25 protein-coding genes are annotated in these 24,331 nt (G+C 44.4%); all 25 read left to right on the forward strand.

Going from position 1 to position 24,331, the window contains the following annotated elements:
- Nucleotides 1–8: 8 nt before the first annotated feature.
- The 25 genes from WC676_05405 to WC676_05525 all read left to right on the forward strand — a co-directional run bounded on the left by WC676_05405 (nt 9) and on the right by WC676_05525 (nt 24,312).
- Nucleotides 9–350, forward strand: coding sequence for a hypothetical protein (locus WC676_05405; GenBank protein ID MFA5060045.1), 342 nt, complete (start codon nt 9–11; stop codon nt 348–350).
- A complete protein-coding gene (hemE, locus tag WC676_05410) occupies nt 347–1,357 on the forward strand; it encodes a uroporphyrinogen decarboxylase (GenBank protein ID MFA5060046.1) in 1,011 nt (336 codons plus the stop codon). The genes WC676_05405 and hemE overlap by 4 nt, the downstream gene beginning before the upstream one ends.
- Before the next feature lie 26 nt (nt 1,358–1,383).
- On the forward strand, nt 1,384–2,745 hold the full coding sequence (gene hemG, locus WC676_05415) for a protoporphyrinogen oxidase (GenBank protein MFA5060047.1): 1,362 nt from the start codon (nt 1,384–1,386) through the stop codon (nt 2,743–2,745).
- 63 nt (nt 2,746–2,808) lie between these two features.
- Complete coding sequence (locus WC676_05420; protein MFA5060048.1) at nt 2,809–3,504, forward strand: hypothetical protein; 696 nt, start codon at nt 2,809–2,811, stop codon at nt 3,502–3,504.
- 5 nt (nt 3,505–3,509) lie between these two features.
- On the forward strand, nt 3,510–4,634 hold the full coding sequence (locus tag WC676_05425) for a cytochrome c biogenesis protein ResB (protein ID MFA5060049.1): 1,125 nt from the start codon (nt 3,510–3,512) through the stop codon (nt 4,632–4,634).
- Nucleotides 4,631–6,508, forward strand: coding sequence for a cytochrome c biogenesis protein CcsA (gene ccsA, locus WC676_05430; protein ID MFA5060050.1), 1,878 nt, complete (start codon nt 4,631–4,633; stop codon nt 6,506–6,508). Before WC676_05425 ends, ccsA begins: the two co-directional genes overlap by 4 nt.
- A 53-nt stretch (nt 6,509–6,561) precedes the next feature.
- Complete coding sequence (gene hemA, locus WC676_05435; protein ID MFA5060051.1) at nt 6,562–7,626, forward strand: glutamyl-tRNA reductase; 1,065 nt, start codon at nt 6,562–6,564, stop codon at nt 7,624–7,626.
- Nucleotides 7,627–7,641: 15 nt separating this feature from the next.
- Nucleotides 7,642–8,271 carry a cytochrome c nitrite reductase small subunit gene (gene nrfH / locus WC676_05440; GenBank protein ID MFA5060052.1) on the forward strand — a complete coding sequence of 210 codons (630 nt, stop codon included), beginning with the start codon at nt 7,642–7,644 and terminating at the stop codon, nt 8,269–8,271.
- Nucleotides 8,272–8,280: 9 nt separating this feature from the next.
- Nucleotides 8,281–9,753: an ammonia-forming cytochrome c nitrite reductase gene (gene nrfA, locus WC676_05445; protein MFA5060053.1), complete on the forward strand. Its 1,473-nt coding sequence runs from the start codon at nt 8,281–8,283 to the stop codon at nt 9,751–9,753.
- The gene (gene hemH / locus WC676_05450) at nt 9,753–11,084 is read left to right on the forward strand and encodes a ferrochelatase (protein MFA5060054.1); all 1,332 of its coding nucleotides are present in this window, start codon (nt 9,753–9,755) and stop codon (nt 11,082–11,084) included. Before nrfA ends, hemH begins: the two co-directional genes overlap by 1 nt.
- A gap of 15 nt (nt 11,085–11,099) precedes the next feature.
- Nucleotides 11,100–11,417 carry a TMEM14 family protein gene (locus tag WC676_05455; GenBank protein MFA5060055.1) on the forward strand — a complete coding sequence of 106 codons (318 nt, stop codon included), beginning with the start codon at nt 11,100–11,102 and terminating at the stop codon, nt 11,415–11,417.
- Nucleotides 11,417–11,635: an AtpZ/AtpI family protein gene (locus WC676_05460; GenBank protein ID MFA5060056.1), complete on the forward strand. Its 219-nt coding sequence runs from the start codon at nt 11,417–11,419 to the stop codon at nt 11,633–11,635. Before WC676_05455 ends, WC676_05460 begins: the two co-directional genes overlap by 1 nt.
- Nucleotides 11,635–12,402, forward strand: coding sequence for a F0F1 ATP synthase subunit A (atpB, locus tag WC676_05465; protein ID MFA5060057.1), 768 nt, complete (start codon nt 11,635–11,637; stop codon nt 12,400–12,402). Before WC676_05460 ends, atpB begins: the two co-directional genes overlap by 1 nt.
- A 105-nt stretch (nt 12,403–12,507) precedes the next feature.
- A complete protein-coding gene (atpE, locus tag WC676_05470) occupies nt 12,508–12,723 on the forward strand; it encodes an ATP synthase F0 subunit C (protein ID MFA5060058.1) in 216 nt (71 codons plus the stop codon).
- A gap of 17 nt (nt 12,724–12,740) precedes the next feature.
- Nucleotides 12,741–13,274, forward strand: a complete 534-nt coding sequence (gene atpF, locus WC676_05475; GenBank protein MFA5060059.1) for a F0F1 ATP synthase subunit B — start codon at nt 12,741–12,743, stop codon at nt 13,272–13,274.
- Between the two features lie 3 nt (nt 13,275–13,277).
- Nucleotides 13,278–13,814, forward strand: coding sequence for an ATP synthase F1 subunit delta (atpH, locus tag WC676_05480; GenBank protein MFA5060060.1), 537 nt, complete (start codon nt 13,278–13,280; stop codon nt 13,812–13,814).
- A gap of 5 nt (nt 13,815–13,819) precedes the next feature.
- Complete coding sequence (gene atpA, locus WC676_05485; GenBank protein MFA5060061.1) at nt 13,820–15,334, forward strand: F0F1 ATP synthase subunit alpha; 1,515 nt, start codon at nt 13,820–13,822, stop codon at nt 15,332–15,334.
- Nucleotides 15,334–16,203, forward strand: coding sequence for an ATP synthase F1 subunit gamma (atpG, locus tag WC676_05490; protein ID MFA5060062.1), 870 nt, complete (start codon nt 15,334–15,336; stop codon nt 16,201–16,203). Before atpA ends, atpG begins: the two co-directional genes overlap by 1 nt.
- 14 nt (nt 16,204–16,217) lie before the next feature.
- Nucleotides 16,218–17,642, forward strand: a complete 1,425-nt coding sequence (gene atpD, locus WC676_05495) for a F0F1 ATP synthase subunit beta (protein ID MFA5060063.1) — start codon at nt 16,218–16,220, stop codon at nt 17,640–17,642.
- Nucleotide 17,643: 1 nt separating this feature from the next.
- A complete protein-coding gene (atpC, locus tag WC676_05500) occupies nt 17,644–17,943 on the forward strand; it encodes an ATP synthase F1 subunit epsilon (protein MFA5060064.1) in 300 nt (99 codons plus the stop codon).
- A gap of 39 nt (nt 17,944–17,982) precedes the next feature.
- On the forward strand, nt 17,983–18,861 hold the full coding sequence (locus WC676_05505) for a HEAT repeat domain-containing protein (GenBank protein ID MFA5060065.1): 879 nt from the start codon (nt 17,983–17,985) through the stop codon (nt 18,859–18,861).
- A 9-nt stretch (nt 18,862–18,870) separates the two neighbouring features.
- On the forward strand, nt 18,871–19,410 hold the full coding sequence (locus WC676_05510) for a ubiquinol-cytochrome c reductase iron-sulfur subunit (GenBank protein MFA5060066.1): 540 nt from the start codon (nt 18,871–18,873) through the stop codon (nt 19,408–19,410).
- Nucleotides 19,411–19,433: 23 nt separating this feature from the next.
- Nucleotides 19,434–20,234 carry a cytochrome b N-terminal domain-containing protein gene (locus WC676_05515; protein ID MFA5060067.1) on the forward strand — a complete coding sequence of 267 codons (801 nt, stop codon included), beginning with the start codon at nt 19,434–19,436 and terminating at the stop codon, nt 20,232–20,234.
- 20 nt (nt 20,235–20,254) lie between these two features.
- The gene (locus WC676_05520; GenBank protein MFA5060068.1) at nt 20,255–21,370 is read left to right on the forward strand and encodes a cytochrome C; all 1,116 of its coding nucleotides are present in this window, start codon (nt 20,255–20,257) and stop codon (nt 21,368–21,370) included.
- Between the two features lie 2 nt (nt 21,371–21,372).
- Nucleotides 21,373–24,312 carry a c-type cytochrome gene (locus WC676_05525; protein MFA5060069.1) on the forward strand — a complete coding sequence of 980 codons (2,940 nt, stop codon included), beginning with the start codon at nt 21,373–21,375 and terminating at the stop codon, nt 24,310–24,312.
- The last annotated feature ends 19 nt before the right edge of the window (nt 24,313–24,331 follow it).

The following is a 24,331-nucleotide window of genomic DNA, read 5'->3' on the forward strand; positions in this document are numbered from 1 at the left end:
GCAAGTCTATGACGAAACGATCGATTCCTTTTATCTTTGTTGTCGCTTTACTTTTTACCGGTGCAATTTCTTTTGCGCAGCAAGAGGTGACATTGCCGCCGGCCAGTAGCGTCAATCAGCCGGTTCCCGAAGGGATGGAAGCGGTGCAGATCGGCGCCAGCGCGGTGTTGATCATCCCCAAAGGAGCTAAAACACGTAAAGTCGGCGCGCAAATCATCGTGGAAGGCACGAAAGAATACATGGCGCGCAAAACTTTCGAGATCGAAGAGCGCCTTTTAGAGATCGAAAAACGTCAATCAGATATGGCCAAAGATATCGAATCTCTTAAAAACGCCAGAGAAATCAAATGAAACCCTTATTTCTTCAAGCTTTTGAAGGGACGAATAAAACTGTCCCTGTTTGGTTTATGCGCCAGGCCGGGCGCTTCCTGCCGCAATATCGTGCTTTAAAGGAAAAATATTCTTTAAACGAGATGTTCCAAACGCCTGAATTGGCATCGGAGATCACGGTTCAACCTATTGATGCCTTGGGCGTGGATGCGGCTATTTTATTCGCGGATATCTTAACGCTTCCTTCGGCAATGGGTTTTAACATCAAATTTTCTAATACTGATGGGCCGGTCATCGATAATTCCTTAGGAAATGCTGCCAATTTCAAAAATATTCACGATCTTGACGATCTGTCTTTCGTTGAAAAGACGATCAAACTTGTTAACGCGCGTTTGCCGGACAATATCCCGCTTATTGGTTTTGCGGGCAGTCCTTTTACGGTTTTAAGCTATTTGGTCGAAGGCGGCTCCTCGCTTAGCTTCGCCAAGCTTTTTAAGTTCTTGGCCGAAGAACCGCAGCAATTCCATCGTCTTATGGAAATCTTGACGAAAAATACGATCGATTATCTTAATTTGCAGAAGAAAGCTGGTATTAAAGCATTTCAGATCTTTGATACCTGGGGCGGTATTTTGCGGCCTAGCGACTACGCCCATTTTGTTTTGCCTTACGTAAAAGAGATCTTTGAAAAAGTTGATTTGCCGTCGATCTATTACGTGAAAAATTGCAGCCATTTGCTGGCGCTGATGGAGCAAACGGACGCAGATTTCCTATCGGTCTGCCATACGGTGGTTTTAGGGCATAATTCTATTTTGGAGAAAACCCAAAAAGGCGTTCAGGGAAATTTGTTTAACGGGATTTTTTATGCGCCGAGCAAAAATCTGGAAAAAGAAGTCCGGGATGTTTTGCTCGGCGCACAACATTATAAAAAATATATTTTTAATTTAAGTCACGGCATTTTACCTGACACGGATGTTTCAAAAGTAAAGTCAGTGGTGGAGCTGGTACACAAGTTCAAATGGCAACCGTAAAGATCTTCCGGTCATAATTTTATCTCATGGCAAAAATCTGTATCATTGGCGGCGGAATAAGCGGTTTGGCAGTTTTGCATTATTTAAAACAGAAATATGCCTCGCGCGCTGATATTGATATTCAATTGTTGGAAAAGAATGATACGCTTGGCGGAACCATTAAAAGCATTCGCCACGATGACGTTTTATTCGAGACCGGCCCCAACGGTTTTCTTTCCTCGAAGCCCCGCACCTTAGAATTTATCAAAGAATTAGGATTATCGGACGAACTCGTCAGCGCGGATAAACAATCCGAAGAGCGCTTTTTGCTTTCCAAAGGAAAACTCCACGCGCTTCCTAAAAATCCGGCCACTTTTTTGAAATTCAAACTTCTATCTTCGTTAGAAAAACTTCGTATTCCCTTGGAATATTTTATCGCCAAAGGAGCTGATCCGGTTGAAAGCGTTTATGATTTCGGAAAAAGGCGTTTGGGAAAACGTTTTGCGCAAGTTTTTCTGGACCCGATGTGCGCCGGGATCTTCGGCGGGGAAGCGCAAAATCTAAATTTGAAACTCGCCTTTCCGCGTATTTATGAGATCGAACAAACCTACGGTTCTTTGATCAAGGGGATGATCGCTTTAAAAAAGAAAAAAAGCGAAAAGCATTACAATGTTGAGCCCAAAGGAACCTTAACTTCCTTTCGCCGCGGAATGTCGCAGCTCATTGAGGTTTTGAGCGCGCGCTATCAAAATTCCATTGTGACGGGTTGCGAAATCGATTTTATTAATAAGGTTGGCGGCAGTTTTGTTATTCGCGCAAAAAACCAGAATCTTTTAGCTGACGAAGTTTATATGTCCGTACCCGCCGCGGCCGCGGCGAAGATGGCCAATTCTTTAAGCCCGTCTTTGGCGGGCAGTTTGCGTTGTGTTTTTTACGCGCCGATGACGGTTGCGGGGTTGGTGTACAGGCGTTCGGATTTTGAAATCCTGCCATTTGGTTTTGGTTATTTAACTTCTTCTTTGGAACGTCGCGATATTTTGGGGGTTTTATTCGATAGCAATATTTTCCCCAATCGCGCCGGAAGTGAATATTTTTCCTGCCGGGTGATGATGGGCGGAGCGAGAAATCCGTCGATGATCAGTGAGTCAAAAGAAAAGTTGCTCAACCTGGCCAAAGAGGAAATAAAGAATATTCTTAAAGTCCGCCAAGAACCGGTCAAAGAATTTTTTGCAAGTTTTCCCAGCGCCATTCCTCAATACGATAAAGCGTATGTTCAGGTCAGGGAAAACATCATCAATGAATCGTTAAAAATAAGCCGCTTACATCTTGCCGCTAATTATTTGGGCGGGATTTCTCTTAATGACTGCGTTGAAAATGCGTATCAAACGGTTCAACAAAGTAAGTTTTAAATAATAAATTAATCTTTGTTTCTTTTTAAGTTTTTGCTATGATGGCTCGAATTTAAAAACACCATGAAACCACATTTCCTTATTATTCTATTCTTTGTCTTGATCGCAGCCTGTGAACCGGCCGCGCCTAAAGAACGCCGCTATACGGAAATAACTGTTTCTCCGGAAATTTCCATGGCGCAGGATCCGCACGCGTTTTTAAACGAAATGCCTGAAGATCCGCACGCGTTTCTCAAAAACATGCCGCAGGATCAAGATCCGCACGCTTTTTTAAATCAAATGCCGATGGGCGATCTGCCGGTAGCTGATCCTAAGCAAGATGATCTAAGCTGGGATGTTCCCGACGGCTGGAGTGAAAAACCGGCCAGCGGTATGCGGCTTGCGACATTGGTTGATGCGGATACAAAAGATCCTATTGATTGCAGCATTGTTTCCTTAGGCGGACAGGCCGGCGGCCTTCAGGCTAATGTCCAGCGTTGGATGAAACAGATCAATGTCTCGGTGTCTTCACCGGAAGAATTAGATAAATTTTTAGCGAAAAGTGAAACGGTAAAAGGCGCAGAATTATCCGCGAGCGTCATTGACCTTACTTTATTGCAATCCTCGGGTGATGCGGCTTTACCCTCAATGATCGCCGCGATCGTTACCACAAACGAAAAAACTTATTTTGTCAAAATGGCCGGATCAAAATCGGCTGTCGAAAAAAACAAAAGCGCATTTACAGCGCTTCTTAAATCCCTCAAGCTCAAAGCAAAGTAGTTTCTATGTTGGACAAAATTAAATCACTGCGCATCATGCGAACATTAAGTTCTGTTAAGTGGGCGGTTTTCTGCCTGCTGGCGCTTTTTATTTTAGTTTTTGCCGGGACAGTTTATCAGGCCGAATACGGGCTTTACTTAGCCCAAGAACGGTTTTTTAATTCCTTTGTGTTTTTGTTGTTCGGATTTTTGCCGTTTCCGGGCGCTCAGTTGGTTTTATGGATCTTGTTCGTTAACCTAACCGCCGCGGCCATTACGCGTTTTCAATACAAATGGTCCAAAATCGGATTAACGGTCATTCATGGCGGTATATTATTGTTTTTTATTTCGGCGTTCGTCACATTTTATTATTCTTTTGAATCAAATCTGACTTTAAATGAAGGTGAGTCGTCCAACGTTTCGGCGGCCTATCACAATTGGGAAATATCGGCCTGGGAAAAAGCCACAGGAAAGAAAAGCGTTATCGCTTATGATGCCGATCATTTAAATTCAAACGCGGTTTTGCGCTTTGATGATCTTGGTTTTTCGCTGACGGTAAAAAATTATTATCCGAATAGCGCCGCTTTTAGCGAATCGGATAAAAAAGATGCTGTGCGAAATAGTTCGGGGATCAGTATTTTAGAAGAGCGTCCCGTTGATCATGATCCGGTAAAAAATATTCCAAGCGGCAAGTTTGTTTTAACACAGGCGAATTCGCCAAGCCAAGATATTATTTTGTTTGGCGGCGACATGTTACCGACGCAGATCACCGCTGGCGCAAAGCACTATGAACTTGTGCTTCGCCGGAAGCGATTTGAATTGCCGTTCGCTGTCAAGTTAGTCGACTTTCGCATGACCAAACATCCCAATACCGAAATGGCAAAAAGCTTTGAAAGCACGGTTGAGGTTCAAACGCCTTTAGCGTCGCGGGAGGTCATAATTTCTATGAATAATCCTTTGAGGCATAATGATTTTACTTTTTATCAGGCGTCGTATTCTATCGGGCGTAACGGCGAAGAAACATCAACCTTAGCCGTTGTCAAAAATAAAGGGCGTGTTTTGCCGTATATCGCAACGATCGTTACATTTTTAGGATTAGTTTTTCATTTTTCTGTTTCTTTGTATCGCATGCGCGCAAAGGATCCGGCATGAAAAAAAATATTATCGCGTGTGTTTTGACCGTGGTGGCTGTTCTTAGCTTCTCTGTGTTTGCCAGCGCCGAAGAAGGGAAATTTCCGCTTCAGCAGTTCGGACGCATGGCAATTTTAGAAAGCGGACGGATCAAGCCGATCGACACATACGCGCGCCATGTTTTATTGCAATTCTCCGGAAAGACAACCTACGAGCGAAAACCTGCCTTAGCTTGGTTGGCGCGGGTTATCTTTACGCCGACACAAACGCGTGATGACAAAGTCTTCCTTATTAATAATGCCGAGATCGCACATGCTTTGGGTGTTACGGCGGAATCAAAACGCCGGTATAGTTTTGCGCAGTTGGAAAAAGGGTTTCATCAGCTTGAAATGTTGGCGGCTTCCGCTAACCAGATTGAACCAAAATCACGCAGTGTTGTTGAAAACGAGATCCTTCGCACTTTTGAAAATCTGGTGCTTTACTTAGGCCTGACGGACAGTTTCAGTTTTGCCGTACCTCACGTTGATTTTTCCATTTCCTCTGGTAATGTTGTGCGGATGCTGCAACTTCCGGAAACACAAAAAGAATTTACTTTTCTTGAGATCGCGCTTCATTCGGATTTGATCCGTCCGGTGGCAGATAGTTTAACCGCAAAGAATTCTTCTGATTGGACCGAGGATGAGCGGGAGATCTTCCGGATTTTGTCGAATATGTATCAATGGTCGCAGTATTTTCGTCATCTTCCGCTGATGGTTATTCCGTCGGAAGGAAACCACGAACAAAATTGGCTAAGCCCCTGGGATGCGATGGCCCAAGAATTTCACAGCGAAAAAATCAAAAAAGAGATCATATTTTTAGCCGAGTTGACGCGTGGCTATCAGGACAAACAGCCGATCGTCTTTGATCTGGCGGCGAAGAAATTTTCTGACTCGGTGCGGCAGCGCACCAGTGATGTGCGTAGCATGCGTTATATTGACTTGGAATTATCATATAATCGCGCCGGATATTTTGTTTTTTCTCATATCTTTTATTGGTTATCGTTTTTGGCGTTTATTGCTTTTGCGGTTAATGGAAAGCTGAATTTACGCTTCGCGAGTTTCATGTTTTTGATCCTAGGATTTATTCCGCATACAGCGGGTTTGATTTTCCGTATCATTATTCTGGGGCGTCCGCCGGTCACCAGCCTCTATGAAACCTTTGTTTTTGTTGCCTGGATGAGCGTTTTGCTCGGCATCATTATCGAGAAAGTGAATCGCAAGTGGCTCGGGAACATTGTCGGCAGTATTGCCGGTGTTTTGCTTTTGATCATTGCCGGAAAATTCAGCAGTGACGGGGACACCATGAAAATGTTAGTCGCTGTTTTAAATTCTAATTTTTGGTTAGGCATTCATGTTCCTACCATTACCATGGGCTATGCGGCGTGTTGTGTCGCCGGGATCATTGGGCACGCCTACATTATTCAAGCGATCGCGCATCCGCAAGATACCGCACAGCTGCGTGCGACCTACAAAACACTTCTCATGTCTTTAGGGCTTGGTTTGACATTGTCTTTTTTTGGAACGATGTTAGGCGGCATTTGGGCGGATCAATCCTGGGGAAGGTTTTGGGGCTGGGACCCCAAAGAGAATGGCGCGCTTTTGATCGTTATCTGGTGCATTATTATCTTTCACGCGCGGATTGCGAATATGTTAGACGAGTTAGGCGTGGCGGCGGCCAGCATTTTTGGCATTGTTATTGTGGCGTGGGCCTGGTTTGGCGTCAATTTATTAAGCGTTGGCCTTCATTCTTATGGGTTTACATCCGGTGTTGCGGCAGGGCTTATTGGCTATGTGGCGGCACAAGTCGTATTTTTGATCGCAGGTGTTTTCTGGGCAAGAAAAAGGTTAAAAATTTAGGAATAAGTGATATAATTGGGACATTTATTAGCACTTTTTAAGTCAATTCGACTATGCAGATCGTTACACTCGGAATTAACCACAAAACAGCCCCTATTGAAGTCCGCGAGAAATTTTGCTGCTCACCACAACAGCAAGAATTGCTTTTAAGCGAACTGCGCAATAATCCTTCTGTCGCCGAAGCCTTCATCCTATCCACTTGTAATCGTCTCGAAATTTACGCGTACACCGTTAGCGCCCAGGATGCTCAGACGATCCTTAAAACGCTTTTCTCGGTCAAAAAGATCAAGTTTTCAGATATTTTGCAAAAACACTTTTACATTTATGCGGATGAAGTGGCGGTGGATCATTTCTTGCGTGTCGCGGCAGGCTTGGATTCTTTAGTGTTGGGTGAAAAGCAGATCTTAGGCCAGGTTAAGGAAGGTGTTAAGCTTGCGGCATCAAAAGGGATGCTGGGAAAATATTTTAACATTTTAACCAATATTGCCGTGCGCACCGGGAAAAAAGCCCAAAGTGAAACGCAGATAAGCTATGGCGGCTCGTCCATTAGTTGGGCGGCGGTTGCTTTAGGTGAAAAGATCTTAGGAAGTTTTTCCGAAAAGTCTGTCCTGATGATCGGCGCTGGAAAAATGGGCGAATTGACTGCGCAGCAAATTAAAAATAAAGGCGCTAAAAATTTGTTTTTTATGAACCGTACGCAATCTTGTGCTAGCGCCTTGGCATCTCAGTGTCGCGGGCAAGAGGCGGCATTTTGCGATATGGAAAGAATTCTTTCAGAAATAGACATTTGTTTTTGTTCGGTGGGCGCGCCGCATTTTATTTTGGAAAAAAGCACGGTTTTTAAAGCGATGCAAAAACGAGAGAGTCGTCCGCTTGTTTTTATCGATATTTCCGTTCCGCGCAACATCGACCCGGCTTGCGGCGAGGTGAGCGGTGTTGATCTTTATCATGTGGACGACCTTGAACGCGTCGTGGATGAAAATATTCAACGTCGGACAGCGGCCGTTGATTTGGTTGAGAAAATTATCCGGCAAAAACATGCCGAGTTTTACCGCAAGATCGAGAAAATAACATCGCGGCAGTACAGCGATTATTACGAGCCCGCACGTGTTAAGTAAAAAAGTTCTTAATTGATGATGGATTTCTTTCGGCGGCTGATATCCGCAATAAGCGCGTTTGTGCATTTTGTTATTCCTCCGCGCGAGTGGCGATTTGTTGTTATCGTTCTTTTGGGAATTTTTGCTGGATTGGGTTTTTATACACTGCGGATCTCGAATGCGGTTTCTTATCTTTCAGATCAGCCCGAAACGTGCATGAATTGCCACGTGATGTCACCGGAATATGCGACGTGGGCGCATGGCAGCCACCGCCAGCGGGCGGTTTGTACCGATTGCCATGTTCCGCATGATAACGTGATCCATAAATATTTTTTTAAAGCAAAAGACGGATTGCGGCACGCGACGATCTTTACAATGCGTACTGAGCCGCAGGTGATCGTGATGAAGCCGGACGGAGTTACGGCGGTGCAGGAAAATTGCATTCGTTGCCACGCAAATTTACTTGATGGTGTTTCGGCTCGTGATGTGACCGGAAAGAATTATTTACACGGAGAGGGTAAGCTATGCTGGGATTGTCATCGGGAAACGCCTCATGGAACGGTTCGTAGCTTGTCATCTGTGCCGTATGCGCGTGTTCCTCAATTACCCAGCGTTATTCCGTCGTGGTTAGATGAATTCTTGCGAAAATCTCAAAATATAAAATAAAGGGCGGCTATGAAAAAAATCAATGATTTGATCAGCGAAAAACCTTGGATCGGATGGGTTATTTTCTTGGTGACGATTGCGGTTGTTTTCGCGCTCGGGCTTTTGGCATCCTCCATTATGGAGCGGCGCACCGAAGCTAAGCTCGCGTTTCAAGTTGCAAAGCCGATTCCCGAATGGGAACCGCGTAATGAAATTTGGGGTGAAAATTTTCCTCGTCAATTTGAGCGTTATCAAAGTACGAAGGAAAGCGATTTTGCCAGCCGTCACGGCGGAAGCGTTGAAATCGACAGTTTAGAACGCGATCCACGTATGATCGTTTTATGGGCGGGATATGCGTTCGCGCGCGACTATAATCAAGGCCGAGGACATTATAATGCCATTACAGATATTCGAAAAACTTTAAGAACCGGTGTCGCTCAGCCCGGAACATGCTGGACATGTAAAAGCACCGATGTTCCGCGCCTCATGAAAGATTTGGGTGTGGCACAATTTTACAAAAAGAAATGGTCGGATCTTGGCTCCGAAGTTGTGAATCCTATCGGCTGTCAGGATTGTCATGATCCCAAAACGATGAATTTGCGCATCACACGCCCGGCCTTGGCGGAAGCGCTTGAGCGGCAAGGAAAAGATGTAAAAAAAGCAACGCATCAAGAAATGCGTTCGCTTGTTTGCGCGCAGTGTCATGTGGAATATTATTTTAAAGGTGATGAAAAATATTTAACCTTTCCTTGGGATCAGGGACTGACCGCTGAAAATATTGAAAAATATTACGACCAGTACGATCATGTGGATTGGGTTCATGCGCTTAGCAAAACGCCAATGCTAAAAGCTCAACATCCGGATTACGAATTATGGGCGTTAGGCGTGCATGCTCAGCGCGGTGTTGCGTGCGCCGATTGTCATATGCCGTATCGCAGTGAAGGCGGCGTGAAATTCACTGATCACAAAATTCAAAGCCCTCTTAATAATATCGCGAATTCTTGCCAAGTTTGTCATCGGGAAAGCGAAGAAACGCTTCGTCAGAATGTTTTTGAACGCCAGGATAAGGTTTTAGAATTGCGGCTCCAGGCGGAAGATGCGTTGGTGAACGCGCATATCGAGGCTAAAGCGGCTTGGGAAAGCGGCGCGACCGAAGAAGAGATGAAGCCGATCTTAAAGCTTATTCGCCAGGCGCAGTGGCGTTGGGATTATGCGACCGCAAGCCATGGCGCGAGTTTTCACGCGCCTTTGGAGGTTTCGCGGATCTTAGGCGGAGCGACGCAAAAAGCGGGTGAGGCGCGTGTCTTATTGGCGCGTGTCTTAGCGGCGCACGGAATTCAAACGCCGATTGCAATGCCGGATATTTCTACAAAAGAAAAGGCGCAATCGTTTATTGGCCTGGACATGAGTAAGCTTAAAGCTGAAAAAGAAGAATTTATGAAAAATGTTTTGCCCGAGTGGGACCAAAAAGCCAAAGAACGGCAAGAAAAGATGACGCCATAATGTTGCCAGAAATTATTTACCAATATCCGTATTTTTTTATTGGCGTAATTGCTATTTTAGTCAATATTCCGATGGGTTATCTTCGGGAAGGCTGCGCAAAATTCTCGCTGGCGTGGTTTTTCTGGATCCATGCCTCTATTCCGATCCTTATCTATTTGCGTTGGACGCTTCACACGTCAAAGCTTTTTATCCCTGTTGCCATTATGTTTGCCATCGTCGGGCAGATCGTCGGTAGCCGTTATCGGCGCAAAAAAATGCCGCAGGCCGAGCATGACGCTCTCGAGCAAATCTCTGATCTGCGTCTTATGAAAAATGCCGGTTGTTCGGCGGGGGATGCGGATATTCAAGTTGTCTTGCTTAACATGGGCGGGCCGCAGGAAAATAAAGATGTTCCGGATTTCTTAAAAAGGCTTTTTTTGGATGTGCGGCTTATCCGATTTCCGCTGGCGTTTTTATTACAGCCTTTGTTCGCAAATTTACTTGTATTCTTTAGAGCCAAAGCCGCGCAACATCGTTATCAGTTGATCGGCGGCGGAAGCCCGATTCTAAGATCAACCATGCAGCAGGCGGCGGCGCTGCAGGCTGAATTGAAGAAACGCGGGCGAAATTTGAATGTCACGATCTGTTTTAACTATAGCTATCCGCTTCCATCCGATACAGTGGAAGAAATAAAGCTTTCAAATAAGAAATTTGTTTTACCGGTGAGTTTGTATCCGCATTATTCCGAGGCAACGACCGGTTCCAGCGTTTATTTCCTACAAAAGGAAGCGGCACAGAAAATTCCGGATGTTCGGTTTTTAGATGCGGATTCTTATTATTTAAACGATTCCTACATTCAGGCATTTGCCGATCGTATCCGTCAGCAAATAAAGCCGAATGAATCTTTAAGTGATTTTTATCTTTTGTTTTCGGCGCACGGGTTACCGCTTTATTTTCTAAAGGAAGGCGATGTTTATCCTTTTCAAATCGCTCAAACGGTCGCTAAAGTTATAAATTCTTTAGGCCGGCAAGACGCGTGGAGCATTTCCTATCAAAGCGCGGTTGGGCCGCTTGTTTGGTTAAAGCCATCGACGGAAAGCATGATTTCCGCTTTGGCTAAGCGCGGTGTGAAGAAGCTTCTGGTTGTTCCTATTTCTTTTGTGACGGATCATATCGAAACTCTTTGCGAGATCGATATAGAATATCGAACAATGGCTAAAGAATTAGGGATCAAAGATTTCCGGATGAGCAAGGCTTTAGAGTCGCATCCGGGATTTATATCCGCTTTAGCGGATAGTGCGGAATCGGCGTTACGTTATCAACAAAAACAACGCGAGTGTTCTCGCGTTTGAAATAAAGGAGCTGTGATGAAGCCAATCAATGTCGCGTTTTTAATTTACGGGATCCTCATGTTTGTGGGCGGATTTATCGGTTTCGCCAAAGCCGGAAGCAAAATGTCTTTGATCATGGGCATTGTTTCCGGGCTTATTATTATTCTCGGCGTTTTAATTTCCTTGAACAATCCGCAAACCGGATACCTTGTTTTAACAGTGACAACAACGTTGTTGTCGGCTGTTTTTATAAGCCGTTTGATCAAAACACAAAGTTTTATGCCGTCGGGAATGCTCTTGATCTTTAGCCTCGCGGCCTTAGCAGTTTGCGTTGTTCAATTAATAAAAAAATAGTGACTCCTAAGATTGATAAAAGTAATTTTCAGCATGTTTCCATCGGCCTTAATGTCGCCACCGGAATGTTCGTTTTTTCCTATTTGGGATTTTTAGCCGATAAAAAATGGGGCGGGCAAGCCTGGACATTGGTAGGGATTCTCTTAGGATTGGTGTATAGCGCTTATGAGATCTGGAAACTTATTCGTCAGCTGAACGATCAGGATAAAAAAACGTAATGGCAAATCCCGGATTTAATTTAGAACAGTACATTATGCATCATGTGACGAATGCGCACCAGTGGCGTTTGCCGTTTTTACCGCCTTTGGAATTGCCATCGTTTTTAAGCCTCCATGCCTTAATGCTGTTTTTTTGCGCGGCATTTTTGATCGTTCTTTTTGTGTTTTGTTTTAACAAAAAAGACCGTGTTCCTCACGGTATGACAAACCTTTTGGAAGCGTTCGTTGTTTTTATCCGTGATGATATTGCCGTTAACTGCTTAGGTGAAAAAGACGGACGGAAAATGACACCGCTTTTTTGCACGTTTTTCTTCTTTATCTTGGGTTTGAATTTGATGGGGCTTATTCCGCTGTTTTCTACTGCAACCGCGAATGTTAATGTAACGGCCGCGCTGGCGCTTGTTACCCTAAGCTTTATGATATTTGGCGCTATCTACAAAAATGGATTCATGGGGTTTGTTAAGGCGCTTGTTCCATCAGGAGTTCCTGCTCCCATTTTGATCATTTTGGTTCCCATTGAGGTTTTAGGGCTTTTTATTAAAACGTTCGCCTTAACGATCCGTTTATTCGCCAATATGCTAGCAGGGCATATTGTGATTTTTGCGCTTTTAGGTTTGGTTGTTCTGTTGGGCTTTGCGGCGCTTCCGGCAGTTGTTCTGGCCCTTTTTATTTATGTTGTTGAGATATTAGTTTGCTTTTTGCAGGCGTACATTTTTACGCTTTTATCGGCGATGTTCATCGGTCAAATGTATCATCCGGCGCATTAAGATAAATTTAGAGAATTACTTTACTAATTTTCGAGGTTCAGTATAATACGGGTATTCAAAAAGACGATTTTTAAGCAATATAACGATAAACGAAAGGACTTAAATATGACTCCAGCAGTATTTGCCGCCTTAGGCGCAGGTTTAGTGACCATTGGCGTTGGATTCGGGATCGGAAAGCTCGCTGCCGCTGCCGTAGAGGGCATTGCCCGTCAACCGGAAGCGACCAATAAGATCCAAACAGCCATGTTGATCGCGGCTGCTTTGATCGAAGGGGTTGCTTTGTTTTGCGCGGTTATTTGCTTTTTAGCCCTTAACAAATAATTAAACCAGGGAAAATCATGACGCCTGATAGCGCATTAGAACATGTTTCTGGGGCCGCTGAGCACGCGCCGGGAGTTTTTACACCCGATGTGATGATGGCTGTTTTGACTTGGGTGACTTTCTTTGCGCTTTTGCTCGTCCTTTATAAGTTCGCCTGGAAACCTATTTTAAACGCTTTAGAATCGCGCGAAGAATTGATCCGCCGCTCAGTTGAAAACGCGGAAAAGGCGAACCGCCAACTGGCGGATATCGAAAAATCACGCGATGAGATCATCGCGCAGGCGCACGAAAAAGCCAAAGATGTTGTGGATCAAGCACGTAAAGCGGCTATTGAAGCGGCTGGCGTGATCCAGCAGAAAACCAGAGACGACGCGCATATCATTTTAGAAAATGCCCGTCGTGAGATCAACGCCGAAAAAGAAAAAGCACAAGCCGAGCTCAAAAGCACCAGTGCGCATATTGCCGTTCAGCTGGCCGAAAAACTTATTAACGAAAATTTAGATTCAGAAAAGAATCAGAAAATCGTTCGAGATTTTATTAAGGATATTTAGCCTGTGAAAAAGCTTCCCGTAAGATCTTACACTCAAATGCTTCTTGAGCTGTCCAAAGAGCAAAATAGTCTTGAGACAGTCGCTGGGGACATGGTTGCGCTAAAATCGCTTATTGGCGATTCAAAAGAGTTCGATGATTTTTTAAATAACCCTTCGATCTCGTCTTCGGTGCGTCAGGGGATGGTCGAGGAGCTGTTTAAGACTCGTGTTCATGCAACGACGTTTCAGTTCTTAAATTTTCTTTCTGAAAAAGGACGATTGCCCCTTCTTTTTGATATTTGCCTTTTATTTGAGGGAAAATATAAAGACATTAAAGGCATTGTCGACGTGACTATTTTCACCTCATTTGAGTCAAACACTGCGGAGATCAAAGACATTTGCCGTCAACTCAAAGAAAAACTGCATAAAGATATTGAGCCTAAAGTGGTGGTCGACCGTCACTTGTTAGGCGGGATCAAAATTAAGGTAAAAGATTTTGTTTACGATTTGAGCCTGCGCAACCAACTTGTTAAATTTCAAAAAGGAATTTTTACAGCCTAAAGCCTATGTCTACAACGATCCGTCCGGATGAAATATCCGCCATCTTAAAAAAGCAAATCGCCGGTTTTGAAAAGAAACTTGATTCCTATGAAATCGGGACCGTTTTAAATGTCGGTGACGGCATTGCCCGTGTTTATGGGCTAAGCAATGTTATGGCCGGGGAATTAGTGGAATTTTCTTGCGGGTTGCGAGGCATGGTTTTAAACCTGGAAGAAGATAATGTCGGCGTTGCGGTTTTCGGCGAAGATAAGCATATCCGCGAAGGGGATGAAGTGAAGCGAACACAAAAAATCGCTTCTGTTCCCGTCGGTGAGAAACTCATTGGGCGCATTGTGGATGCCTTAGGCGTTGCCATTGACGGACAAGCGCCGATCGAGGCAAAGGAATTCCGCCAAATTGAAGTGAAAGCCCCCGGAATCATCCAGCGCCAAAATGTTCACGAGCCGCTTCAAACCGGAATAAAAGTTATCGATGCCTTAACGCCTATTGGCCGCGGTCAGCGCGAATTAATTATCGGCGATCGCAAAACCGGCAAGACAACCATTGCCATTGACACCATCGTTAATCAGCGCGGCCAGGGAGTTTTTTGTTTTTATGTGGCGATCGGCCAAAAGCGTTCCACGGTTGCTCAAGTTTATGAAGTATTGAAAAAACACGGTGCCATGGAATATACCACCATTGTTGCCGCGACCGCTTCTGATCCGGCGCCGATGCAATTTTTAGCGCCTTATTCGGGTTGCGCCATGGCGGAATATTACCGTGATTCCGGCCGGCACGCCTTGATCATTTATGATGATTTAACCAAGCAAGCCCAGTCGTATCGCCAAATTTCACTTTTGCTTCGTCGTCCTCCGGGCCGAGAAGCGTATCCGGGAGATATTTTCTACTTGCATAGCCGTCTTTTGGAACGCGCCGCAAAAATGAGCAAGCAACAGGGAGCGGGAAGCTTAACGGCTCTTCCTATTATTGAAACACAAGCGGGCGATGTGTCGGCCTACATTCCCACCAACGTTATTTCTATTACCGATGGACAAATTTATTTAGATACCGATCTATTTAATGCCGGGCAAAGACCGGCGGTCAATGCGGGGCTTTCGGTTTCCCGCGTCGGGGGCGATGCTCAAGTTAAAGCGATGAAGCAAACCGCTGGAACGCTTCGGCTTGACTTAGCACAATATCGCGAGCTCGAAGCTTTTTCTCAATTTGCATCTGACCTTGATCCGGCGACCCGCAAGCAACTTGAGCGCGGACATCGTTTGATGAATGTGATCAAACAGGGCATTCAACATCCTCTGCCAGTTGTTAAACAGGTTGCGATCATTTACGCAGGCGTAAACGGGTTTTTAGATGATATTCTACCCAAGGACATTGCGCGTTTTGAAGCTGAATTAAACAACGCTCTTGATTCGCATTATGCCGATTTTGTTAAGCTTTTTGATAGCGTGCGGCAATTAACACCCGAGATCAGGGCCGCCTTAGATGAACTTTTAACCGCAGTTAAAAAAGGTTTTAAACTGTAATGGCAGGAATAAAAGTTTTTAATACAAAGATTCGCAGTCTTAAAAATACGCGGAAAATCACCAAGACCATGAAAATGGTTTCGGCCAGTAAATTGCGCAAGGCCCAAGAGGCTCAGGCGAACGCTAAATCTTACGCGCAAAAGATCACATCCTTGGTGTCACGGATCTCGGCGTCGGTTGATACGGATATTCATCCGCTTTTAAAGCGCCGTCCGGAAAATCATAAAGCGCTAATTTTGATTATTACGTCGGATAGAGGGCTTTGCGGCGCGTTCAATAATAATGCCAATCGCATGGTCAATCAATGGATCATTGAAAATCATAATGATTATCCTCGCATTGATGTCAGCTGCTGCGGAAAACGAGGTTATTTGTATTTTCGCAAACGCATTCCCATCCAGGCATATTATGAGAAAGTAACGATCAATCCAAAATTCTCTGATGCGGTTCGCATCGGGGAAGATTTAAGCCGGTTGTTTATATCAGGTGAGTATGACGAAATATATTTGACCTATAATCAGTTTTTCAGCCCTTTATCGCAAAAAACAATTTTTGAAAAAATTCTTCCTATAGACCCAAAGGCTCTTATAGCGGAAAGGGAAGCTCAAAAAACCGACTATATTTTTGAGCCGGCCGTGCCGGAAATGTTGTCATTTTTAGTTCCGCATTTTCTTTATTTTACGATCTATTTTGCTTTACTGGAGAATTCCGCCGGAGAACACGGCGCGCGTATGTCGGCGATGGACAATGCGACTAATAATGCCGGAGATCTTATCGATCGCTACACATTATTGCGTAACCGTGCGCGACAAGCGGCGATCACCACCGAATTAACCGAAATTATTAGCGGCGCGCAGGCGCTTAATTAACCAAAGAGGATAAGATGTCAACGCAAGAGACCGAAGTTTTTGGAAAAGTAACTCAAGTGTTTGGCGCGGTCATTGATGTTTCGTTTCCCGCCAACCAATTGCCAAAGATTTTTACCGCGCTAAAAGTGACCAATCCGTCCATTAATAATGAGAAGTGGAATCTGGTCCTGGAAGTGGCGCAGCACTTAGGTGACAATATGGTGCGCACCATCGCCATGAATACCACCGATGGGCTTAGCCGTGGAATGGAAGTTATGGATACGCATGAACAGCTTTCTATGCCGGTGGGCGAGGGAACTTTAGGGCGTGTTTTAAATCTTTTAGGCGAACCTATTGATGAGGCAGGACCGGTCAAATTTAAAAAGCGAATGCCCATTCATCGTGCGGCGCCGGTTTTTAAAGATCAAGATACCCAAACGAGTATTTTAGTGACCGGAATTAAAGTTGTGGACCTTTTAGCGCCATATCGGCGGGGCGGTAAGATCGGGCTTTTTGGCGGCGCCGGTGTTGGGAAAACAGTTTTGATTCAGGAGCTCATCAACAATATTGCCAAAGAACACGGCGGATATTCGGTTTTTGCCGGTGTGGGTGAACGTACGCGCGAAGGAACAGCGCTTTATAAAGAAATGATCGAGGCGGGTGTTATTGATAAAACCGCGCTTATCTTCGGTCAAATGAATGAACCGCCCGGCGCGCGCGCTCGCGTGGCTTTATCGGCTTTAACGGTTGCCGAATATTTTCGCGACGAAATGAACCAAGATGTTCTTTTGTTCATCGATAATATTTTCCGCTTTACTCAGGCAGGCTCCGAAGTTTCCGCTCTCTTAGGGCGAATTCCATCGGCTGTCGGTTATCAACCGACTTTAGGAACGGATATGGGCGAGCTTCAAGAGCGTATTACCTCGACAAAGTCAGGCTCGATTACTTCCATTCAAGCCATTTATGTTCCGGCGGACGATTATACTGATCCGGCGCCGGCGGCAACCTTCGCCCATTTGGACGCAACGACCGAGCTTTCCCGTTCTATTGTTGAATTGGGAATTTATCCGGCAGTTGATCCCTTAGCGTCAACCTCAACGATCCTCACTCCGGAGATCGTCGGAGAAGAGCATTACAAGGTCGCGCGCGGTGTTCAGGAAATTTTACAGCGCTACAAGGAACTGCAGGATATTATCGCTATTTTAGGGATGGAAGAATTGTCCGAAGAGGACCGTTTAACGGTTTCGCGCGCCAGAAAAATTCAGAAATTCTTATCGCAACCGTTTCATGTGGCGGAACAATTTACGGGGCTTAAAGGTGCTTATGTTCCGTTGGGAGATACGATCCGTTCATTCAAAGAGATATTGGATGGCAAGCATGATCACATTCCGGAGCAAGCTTTTTATATGGCCGGGGCTATCGATCAAGTGTTAGAAAAAGCAAAAACCTTTATGAAATAATATGAGCGCTTATCCATTCTCTTTTGTTACGGTTCACGGAAAAATATTTGACGGAAAAGTAGATTCTGTTATCGCGCCCGGCGTTGAAGGCTATTTTGGTGTCTTAAGCCAGCACGCGCCGATGGTGGCGATGCTCACCAGGGGAGTCGTGTCTTTGCGTCAAGAAGGCGTAGAAAAGCATTTTGCTGTTAACCAGGGAATTTTAGAAGTTGACGGCAGCGGCCAAGTTGTTTTATTGGCGCAAGAAGGTGTTGCGGCGGATAGTATCAATCAGGCAAAAGAAAAAGCCGCCGCATTTTAATTAATATTAACATTGTTTTTTAACCATTGGCTTTTTTCAATGGAAAATTATATAAATAAAAACCAACCTGAAGCGAGTGCGCCTGAAGAGAAATCTTTTATCGGCGTCATTTTCCATTCTTTTTTTATCATTCCGTTTATTATCGCTGTTTTTATGCTGCTTTTGTTCTGGGGCGTGCGCGCTTTGACGACAGAGCAGAAAACCGCTTTTGATTATCTGGAAGATGTCAAAACCGGCGGCTTAACCAAACGTTGGCAATCGGCGTTTGAGCTGTCAAAGTTGCTGGCGAGCCCTCAGTTAAAACCTTCAAGCGAGAAATTCTATTCCGAACTTAAAAAAACATTCCTAAATTCTTCCCATGATGACAGCCGCGTGCAGCAATATTTGGCTCTGGCGATGGGGAAGACCGAAAATGTGATTTTTGCCGAAACGCTTTTATCCGCCTTGAAAAGCGCCAATCCGGATGCGGCCGCGTCCATCATTTACGCGTTGGGGATGTTAAAGGAGACTAAAGATTCTCCGGTTGCTATTTATCCGTTCTTAGAGAATCCCGATCCTCAAATCCGGTTAGCGTCTGTTATCGCTTTAGGGAATATCGGCCAGTCTGAATCCGTACCGTATATAAGGAAAGCATTATTTGACGCGGAACCAAATATTAAATGGGATGCGGCCGTCGCTTTGGCCAAATTACAAGACGAGTCAGGGAAAGAAGTTTTGTTGAATTTGTTGGATCGTCAGTATCTTTCCGGTTTTCCACAGGTTGACGCGAATGAACAAATTCAAATTATGATCGTTGCCATGAGAGCGTCGGCACTCTTGAAAGACGCGCAATTGCAAAATGCGCTCGTTGATTTGGCTAAGAATGACCCCAATATTGATGTTCGAAAAACTGCTTTGGAACTAACAAGATCAGAATAGGTGAGCACAATGAGTGATAAAGATAAGTCTAATTCCACGCCTTTGAAATCCTTGACCGAAACGCCCATTGACCGTCGGACATTTATCAAGTGGTCGGCGGTCGGCTGGATCGCTTTTGCCGGTGTGGTGGGCGGATACGCGTCCATGATCATGCGGTATTTATTTCCCAATGTTTTGTTTGAGCCGGTTCAGACGTTTAAGGCGGGTTTTCCGGATGAATATCAGATCAATGAGGTTTCCGAGCGCTGGAAAGATAAATTTGGCGTGTGGATCGTTCGTGATGATGAAAAAATTTACGCCCTATCGACCGTATGCACACATTTAGGTTGCACGCCAAATTGGTCGCCAAATGAAGGAAAATTCAAATGTCCATGTCACGGCAGCGGATTTTATAAAACCGGGATCAATTATGAAGGCCCGGCGCCGCGTCCTTTAGAGCGGTTTAAGATCACTTTAGCCGATGACGGACAGATCTTGATCGACAAAACGAAGAAATTCCAGCAAGAAAAAGGCGAGTGGAAAGACTCTGAATCTTTTCTTGCTGTTTGATATGAGATTTTAAGGAGGCTTAAATGTCTGTACCGCAGCAAAAAAATAAAAAGAATCTGCTAGAACGATTTACAGAAACCCAGGTGTATCGTTCCATTTTTCGTACCGGCATTCCGGTAAATCGCCGTCAGCGAATGATGGTTGTTTTAAATAATGTCTTTCTTCATTTACATCCCGTGCGGCTTCCTAAGCATGCGGTGAAATTAACATATACCTGGTGCATGGGCGGGCTTTCATTCTTCATCTTTCTCGTTTTGACAGTGACGGGCATTTTGCTGATGTTTTATTATCGCCCAACGGTGGAATATGCTTACGGCGACGTGACGGATTTGGCCCAACAAGTACCGCTCGGTATTATGCGCGAAATTCACCGTTGGTCGGCGCATTTAATGGTCATCACGGTTTGGCTGCATATGTTTCGGGTTTTTATGACCGGGGCTTATAAACCGCCGCGCGAATTTAATTGGGTGGTTGGCGTTATTTTACTTGTCTTAACAATGCTCATGAGCTTTACCGGATATTTATTGCCGTGGGATCAGTTGGCGATTTGGGCCATTACCGTTGGTTCGAATATGGCCGGCGCGACACCTTTTGTCGGTTCTGCCGGGCCTGGCGCGTCGCTTTTGGCCATCGGCGATGTAAATTTTGTCCATGCGGGAAGTGACGCGCGTTTTGCCATGCTGGCGGGACGTTTTGTCGGCGAAGGGGCTTTACTTCGTTTTTATGTTTTACACTGTATCGGTTTGCCTTTTGTCATCATGATTTTTATGATCATTCATTTTTGGAGAATTAGAAAAGACGGCGGTATTTCCGGCCCAACATAATTCGCCAGGAGCAAATATTTATGGAAACCATCAAAAATATTATCAATTATATCGCCGCACCAAAGATCATGTTCACGGTGATCTTGCTGTGCTTTTTCTTTGTATTTCCTCCCACGAATTTCTTCGAAAGAATTAACCGCCGGCTTAAGCTGTATTTGATCTGGACAAAAAAAGGCGGCATTATTTTATTCGCAACTTTATTCTCATTTTTTATTTTTGGGTTGATGGATGAAAATTTTCGTTTGATCGTTTTAAAGCCCGATAATGTTCCCATCGTCGGATTGCTTTTCTTGGTCGTATTTTTCTTATGGCTCAGCATGTATCAGGCAACCATCAATGATCAAAGATTGTCGGAAGGCAAGAAACCTACCGAATATCATGATCCCAATGATAAAGTTTTGGTTTGGCCCGACCTTGTTTACATTGAATTGATCGCGCTCATCGTTTGTTCCGCCTTGATCATTGCCTGGGCAATTCTTCTTCCTGCACCCTTAGAAGAACCGGCCAATCCGACGGTTTCGCCAAATCCTTCCAAAGCGCCGTGGTATTTCTTAGGCTTGCAGGAAATGTTGGTCTATTTTGACCCGTGGATCGCCGGTGTTTTGTTTCCGACGATCATTTTGCTGGGGCTGATGGCTATTCCGTATATTGATACCAATCGCGAGGGGGCGGGATATTATTCATTCTCTCGAAGAAAGATGGCGGTCTCTATCTTTTTGTTTTTCTGGTTAGCGCTGTGGATCTTTTTGATCTCTACGGGAACGTTTTTGCGCGGGCCGAATTGGAATTTCTTCGGGCCTTTTGAAAAATGGGATATCGCGAAATTAACACCGCTTAACAACATTAATCTCTCGGAATTTGTTTACATGATCGTTTTACAGCGGCGTTTACCGGAAAATATTTTGCTTCGCGAAGCGTGGGGATTTTTAGCGCTGGGTGGATATTTTCTGGTTTTGCCGATCCTTTTAGCGAAAACACTTTTAAAGGATGTTTACAAACGTTTGGGAAGTTTTCGTTATAGCATTTTTGTTATTTTTCTTCTGATCGCTTTATTATTGCCGCTTAAGATGTATTTACGGTGGATCTTCAACTTAAAATATATTATCGCCATCCCGGAATTCTTTTTTAATATCTAATTATGGCTGACAATCAAGAACGTTATTACAACATCAACAAGCTCAACAAGATCTTCGCGTTTGTAAGTATTCTGCTTCTCGCGGCGCTTGTTTTTCTTTTTGTTGATGATTACAAGAGGGAATGGAAAGATCATCAAAAGAAGTTCCGCGAACTCGAAATTGAAAAAACCCGTCAGCGTTACGCGGATGAATCTGCGAAATTAGGCGATAATGCGCAATATCAGTCGCTTCTTAAGGATCTTGACGCCGCGAAAACCCAGCACAAAGAAAAATCCGGCGAAATTGCATCAGAACAAAGCAAGTTTTCCCAGTTAACCACGAAATACGATATTGAGAAGCAAAAGTATCAATTCAAAAAAGCTGAGTTTGACGCGGCTAAATATGCTTTTGAAAATGCCAGTTCTCATAATTCATCGGACGTAACTCATCTTAAAACACAATTAGAAAAAGTTGAGCAGGAAACAAATGTTCTGTTTAAGCTAACGGAAGAGCTTAATGCGGGCGTTGTTGCTCAACAAGGCGTTATGGATCAGCAAACTCGTCAGCTGCGCGATATGGAAAAGAAAAGAGATTCTTTAGCGCGCCAAGCCAATATTTTAGCGAGAAAACTTAACCTCATTGATCCGCAAAAAATGTCTTTTGCGAATAAAATTGCTAATTTCATCCGCGATCTTCCGGTGCTTGATTTTATGAATCCGAATTACCGAATTCAACAAGTTGTCTTAAAGGACATTACAGAGGATGTTAATTTCGCCCATATTCCTAAAGTCGATCGCTGCATGACATGTCATTTAGGCATTGCTAATCCTGATTTTAAAGATGCGCCGCAACCTTTCACAACACATCCTAATTTAGAGCTTTATTTAACCAGCAAATCTCCGCATCCGTTTGAGGAATTTGGTTGTACGGTTTGTCATCAGGGGCGCGGGCGGGGAACTGATTTTTATTCAGCTGTCCACACTCCTTCCTCTTTGGAGCAGCAAAAAGAATGGGAGCAAAAAAAAGGATGGAAAAAATATGAACTTTGGGAAGCGCCGATGTATTCCAAGGAGCATATTCAAGCCGGATGTTATAAATGTCATTCTGACCAAACGGTGATCAAAGGTGCCGAGCGGCTTAATATCGGGTTAAATCTGATCGAAAAATCCGGCTGTTACGGCTGTCATTATATCGAGCGCTACACAGATTGGGTTAAAGTTGGCCCGGATTTAACGTTTATCAGTTCCAAGTTAACGCCGCAATGGGCGTATCGCTGGATCGAAGACCCAAAATCATTCCGGCACAATACCTGGATGCCCGCATTTTTTGATCAATCTAATACGAACGATCCCGAATCTAAAAAACGCGGACAGCAGGAAATTCATTCAATTGTTCACTATCTTTTCGCGAAAAGTTCTGAGTTCTCTCTGAGTGATGTTGCGGTGAGCGCGGACGCCAAAAAAGGAGAAGAGCTTGTTTCTTCTTTGGGCTGTTTCGGTTGTCATCAAATTGAGCCAAAACCTGTTTCGAAAACAATGACATTGCAATCGTTGCGCCGTGAACACGGGCCAAACCTTATCGGCATGGGGTCGAAATCTTCAAAAAAATGGCTTTTCGATTGGCTCAAAAATCCCAAGCGCTATCATCCGCAGACCAGAATGCCCAATTTGCGGCTTTCGGATGAAGAGGCCGCGAATATCACGGAGTATCTTTCGGCAGATAAAAATAATGACTTTATGAATGTCAAAGTGCCGGAAATTGATCCCGTTATTTTGAATGAAATTGTTAAAGACTTTTTAAAGAAAGAAAATACTTCTGCGCAGATGGAAGAAAAATTAACAAAGATGAACAGTGAAGAAAAGCTTCAATTCGCCGGAGAAAAACTTATCCGTCATTACGGGTGTTTTGGCTGTCACACAATTCCTGGATTTGAAAATGAAAAACCTATCGGAACCGACTTAACAGAAGAAGGCAGTAAATCTGCGCATCGTTTGGATTTTGGTTTTGTCCATATGGAACATTCGCCGCAAGCGTGGTTTGAGCAAAAATTAAAAGACCCGAGGATCTTTGATCAAAATCGCATTAAAACTCCTGATGAAAAATTAAAAATGCCGAATTTCTGTTTTACGGAAGATCAGGCTAAAGCGATCACGACAGCGCTTTTAGGTTTTGTCAAAGATAAGCCGGAAGAATCAAAATTGCCAAAGAAGACAATGCGTCGCCAAATGGTCAATAGCGGTCAAAGGCTTGTTCGTGAATTCAATTGTCAGGGTTGCCATGTGATCGAAGGCGACGGCAGCGCCATCGGACCAAGCATTCATGATTGGCTGGTCAAATATCAGAATAAGTCTGACGCAGAAGCCGAGGCCTTGATCAAAAGTTTTGGCCCTCCGGATCTCATTGGGGAAGGTAAGAAAGTTCATGCCGAGTGGCTTTTTAATTTTATCCATAGCCCTGAAGTTATTCGCCCTTGGCTTACCGTGAGAATGCCAAGCTTTGGTTTATCTGCAAAAGAAAATAATGATTTTGTAAAATACTTTAATGCTTTGGATGATCAAGATTTTCCGTTTACCCAGCGATCGGTTGGCGAAATTACCGAAGACGAACGAAAAGCGGCGGAGATACTTTTTTCAAAGAATTATTTTGACTGCACCAGCTGCCATATCGTCGGCGATAAAATGCCCAGCGGCACGCCGGATAAATGGGCGCCGGACTTTGCTTTAGCTAAAACCAGACTAAAGCCCGAATGGATCGCGCAATGGATCAAAGATCCGCAAAGCTTGCTTCCGGGGACAAAAATGCCGACATATTTTGATCCTAAATATTTTGACCAAAGCGGGCCGGATGATGTTTTAGGCGGCGATGAAAACAAGCAAATTCATGTTTTGCGGGATTATATTTTGACTTTGACCGGGCAGCCGTCGAGTGAGAGCAAGGCTGATCAGCCTTCCGTTCAGCAATAGGTTCAGACGGATTTGCATA

It is taken from the genome of Candidatus Omnitrophota bacterium, assembly GCA_041649175.1.
Taxonomy (GTDB): domain Bacteria; phylum Omnitrophota; class Gorgyraeia; order Zapsychrales; family JBAZNR01; genus JBAZNR01.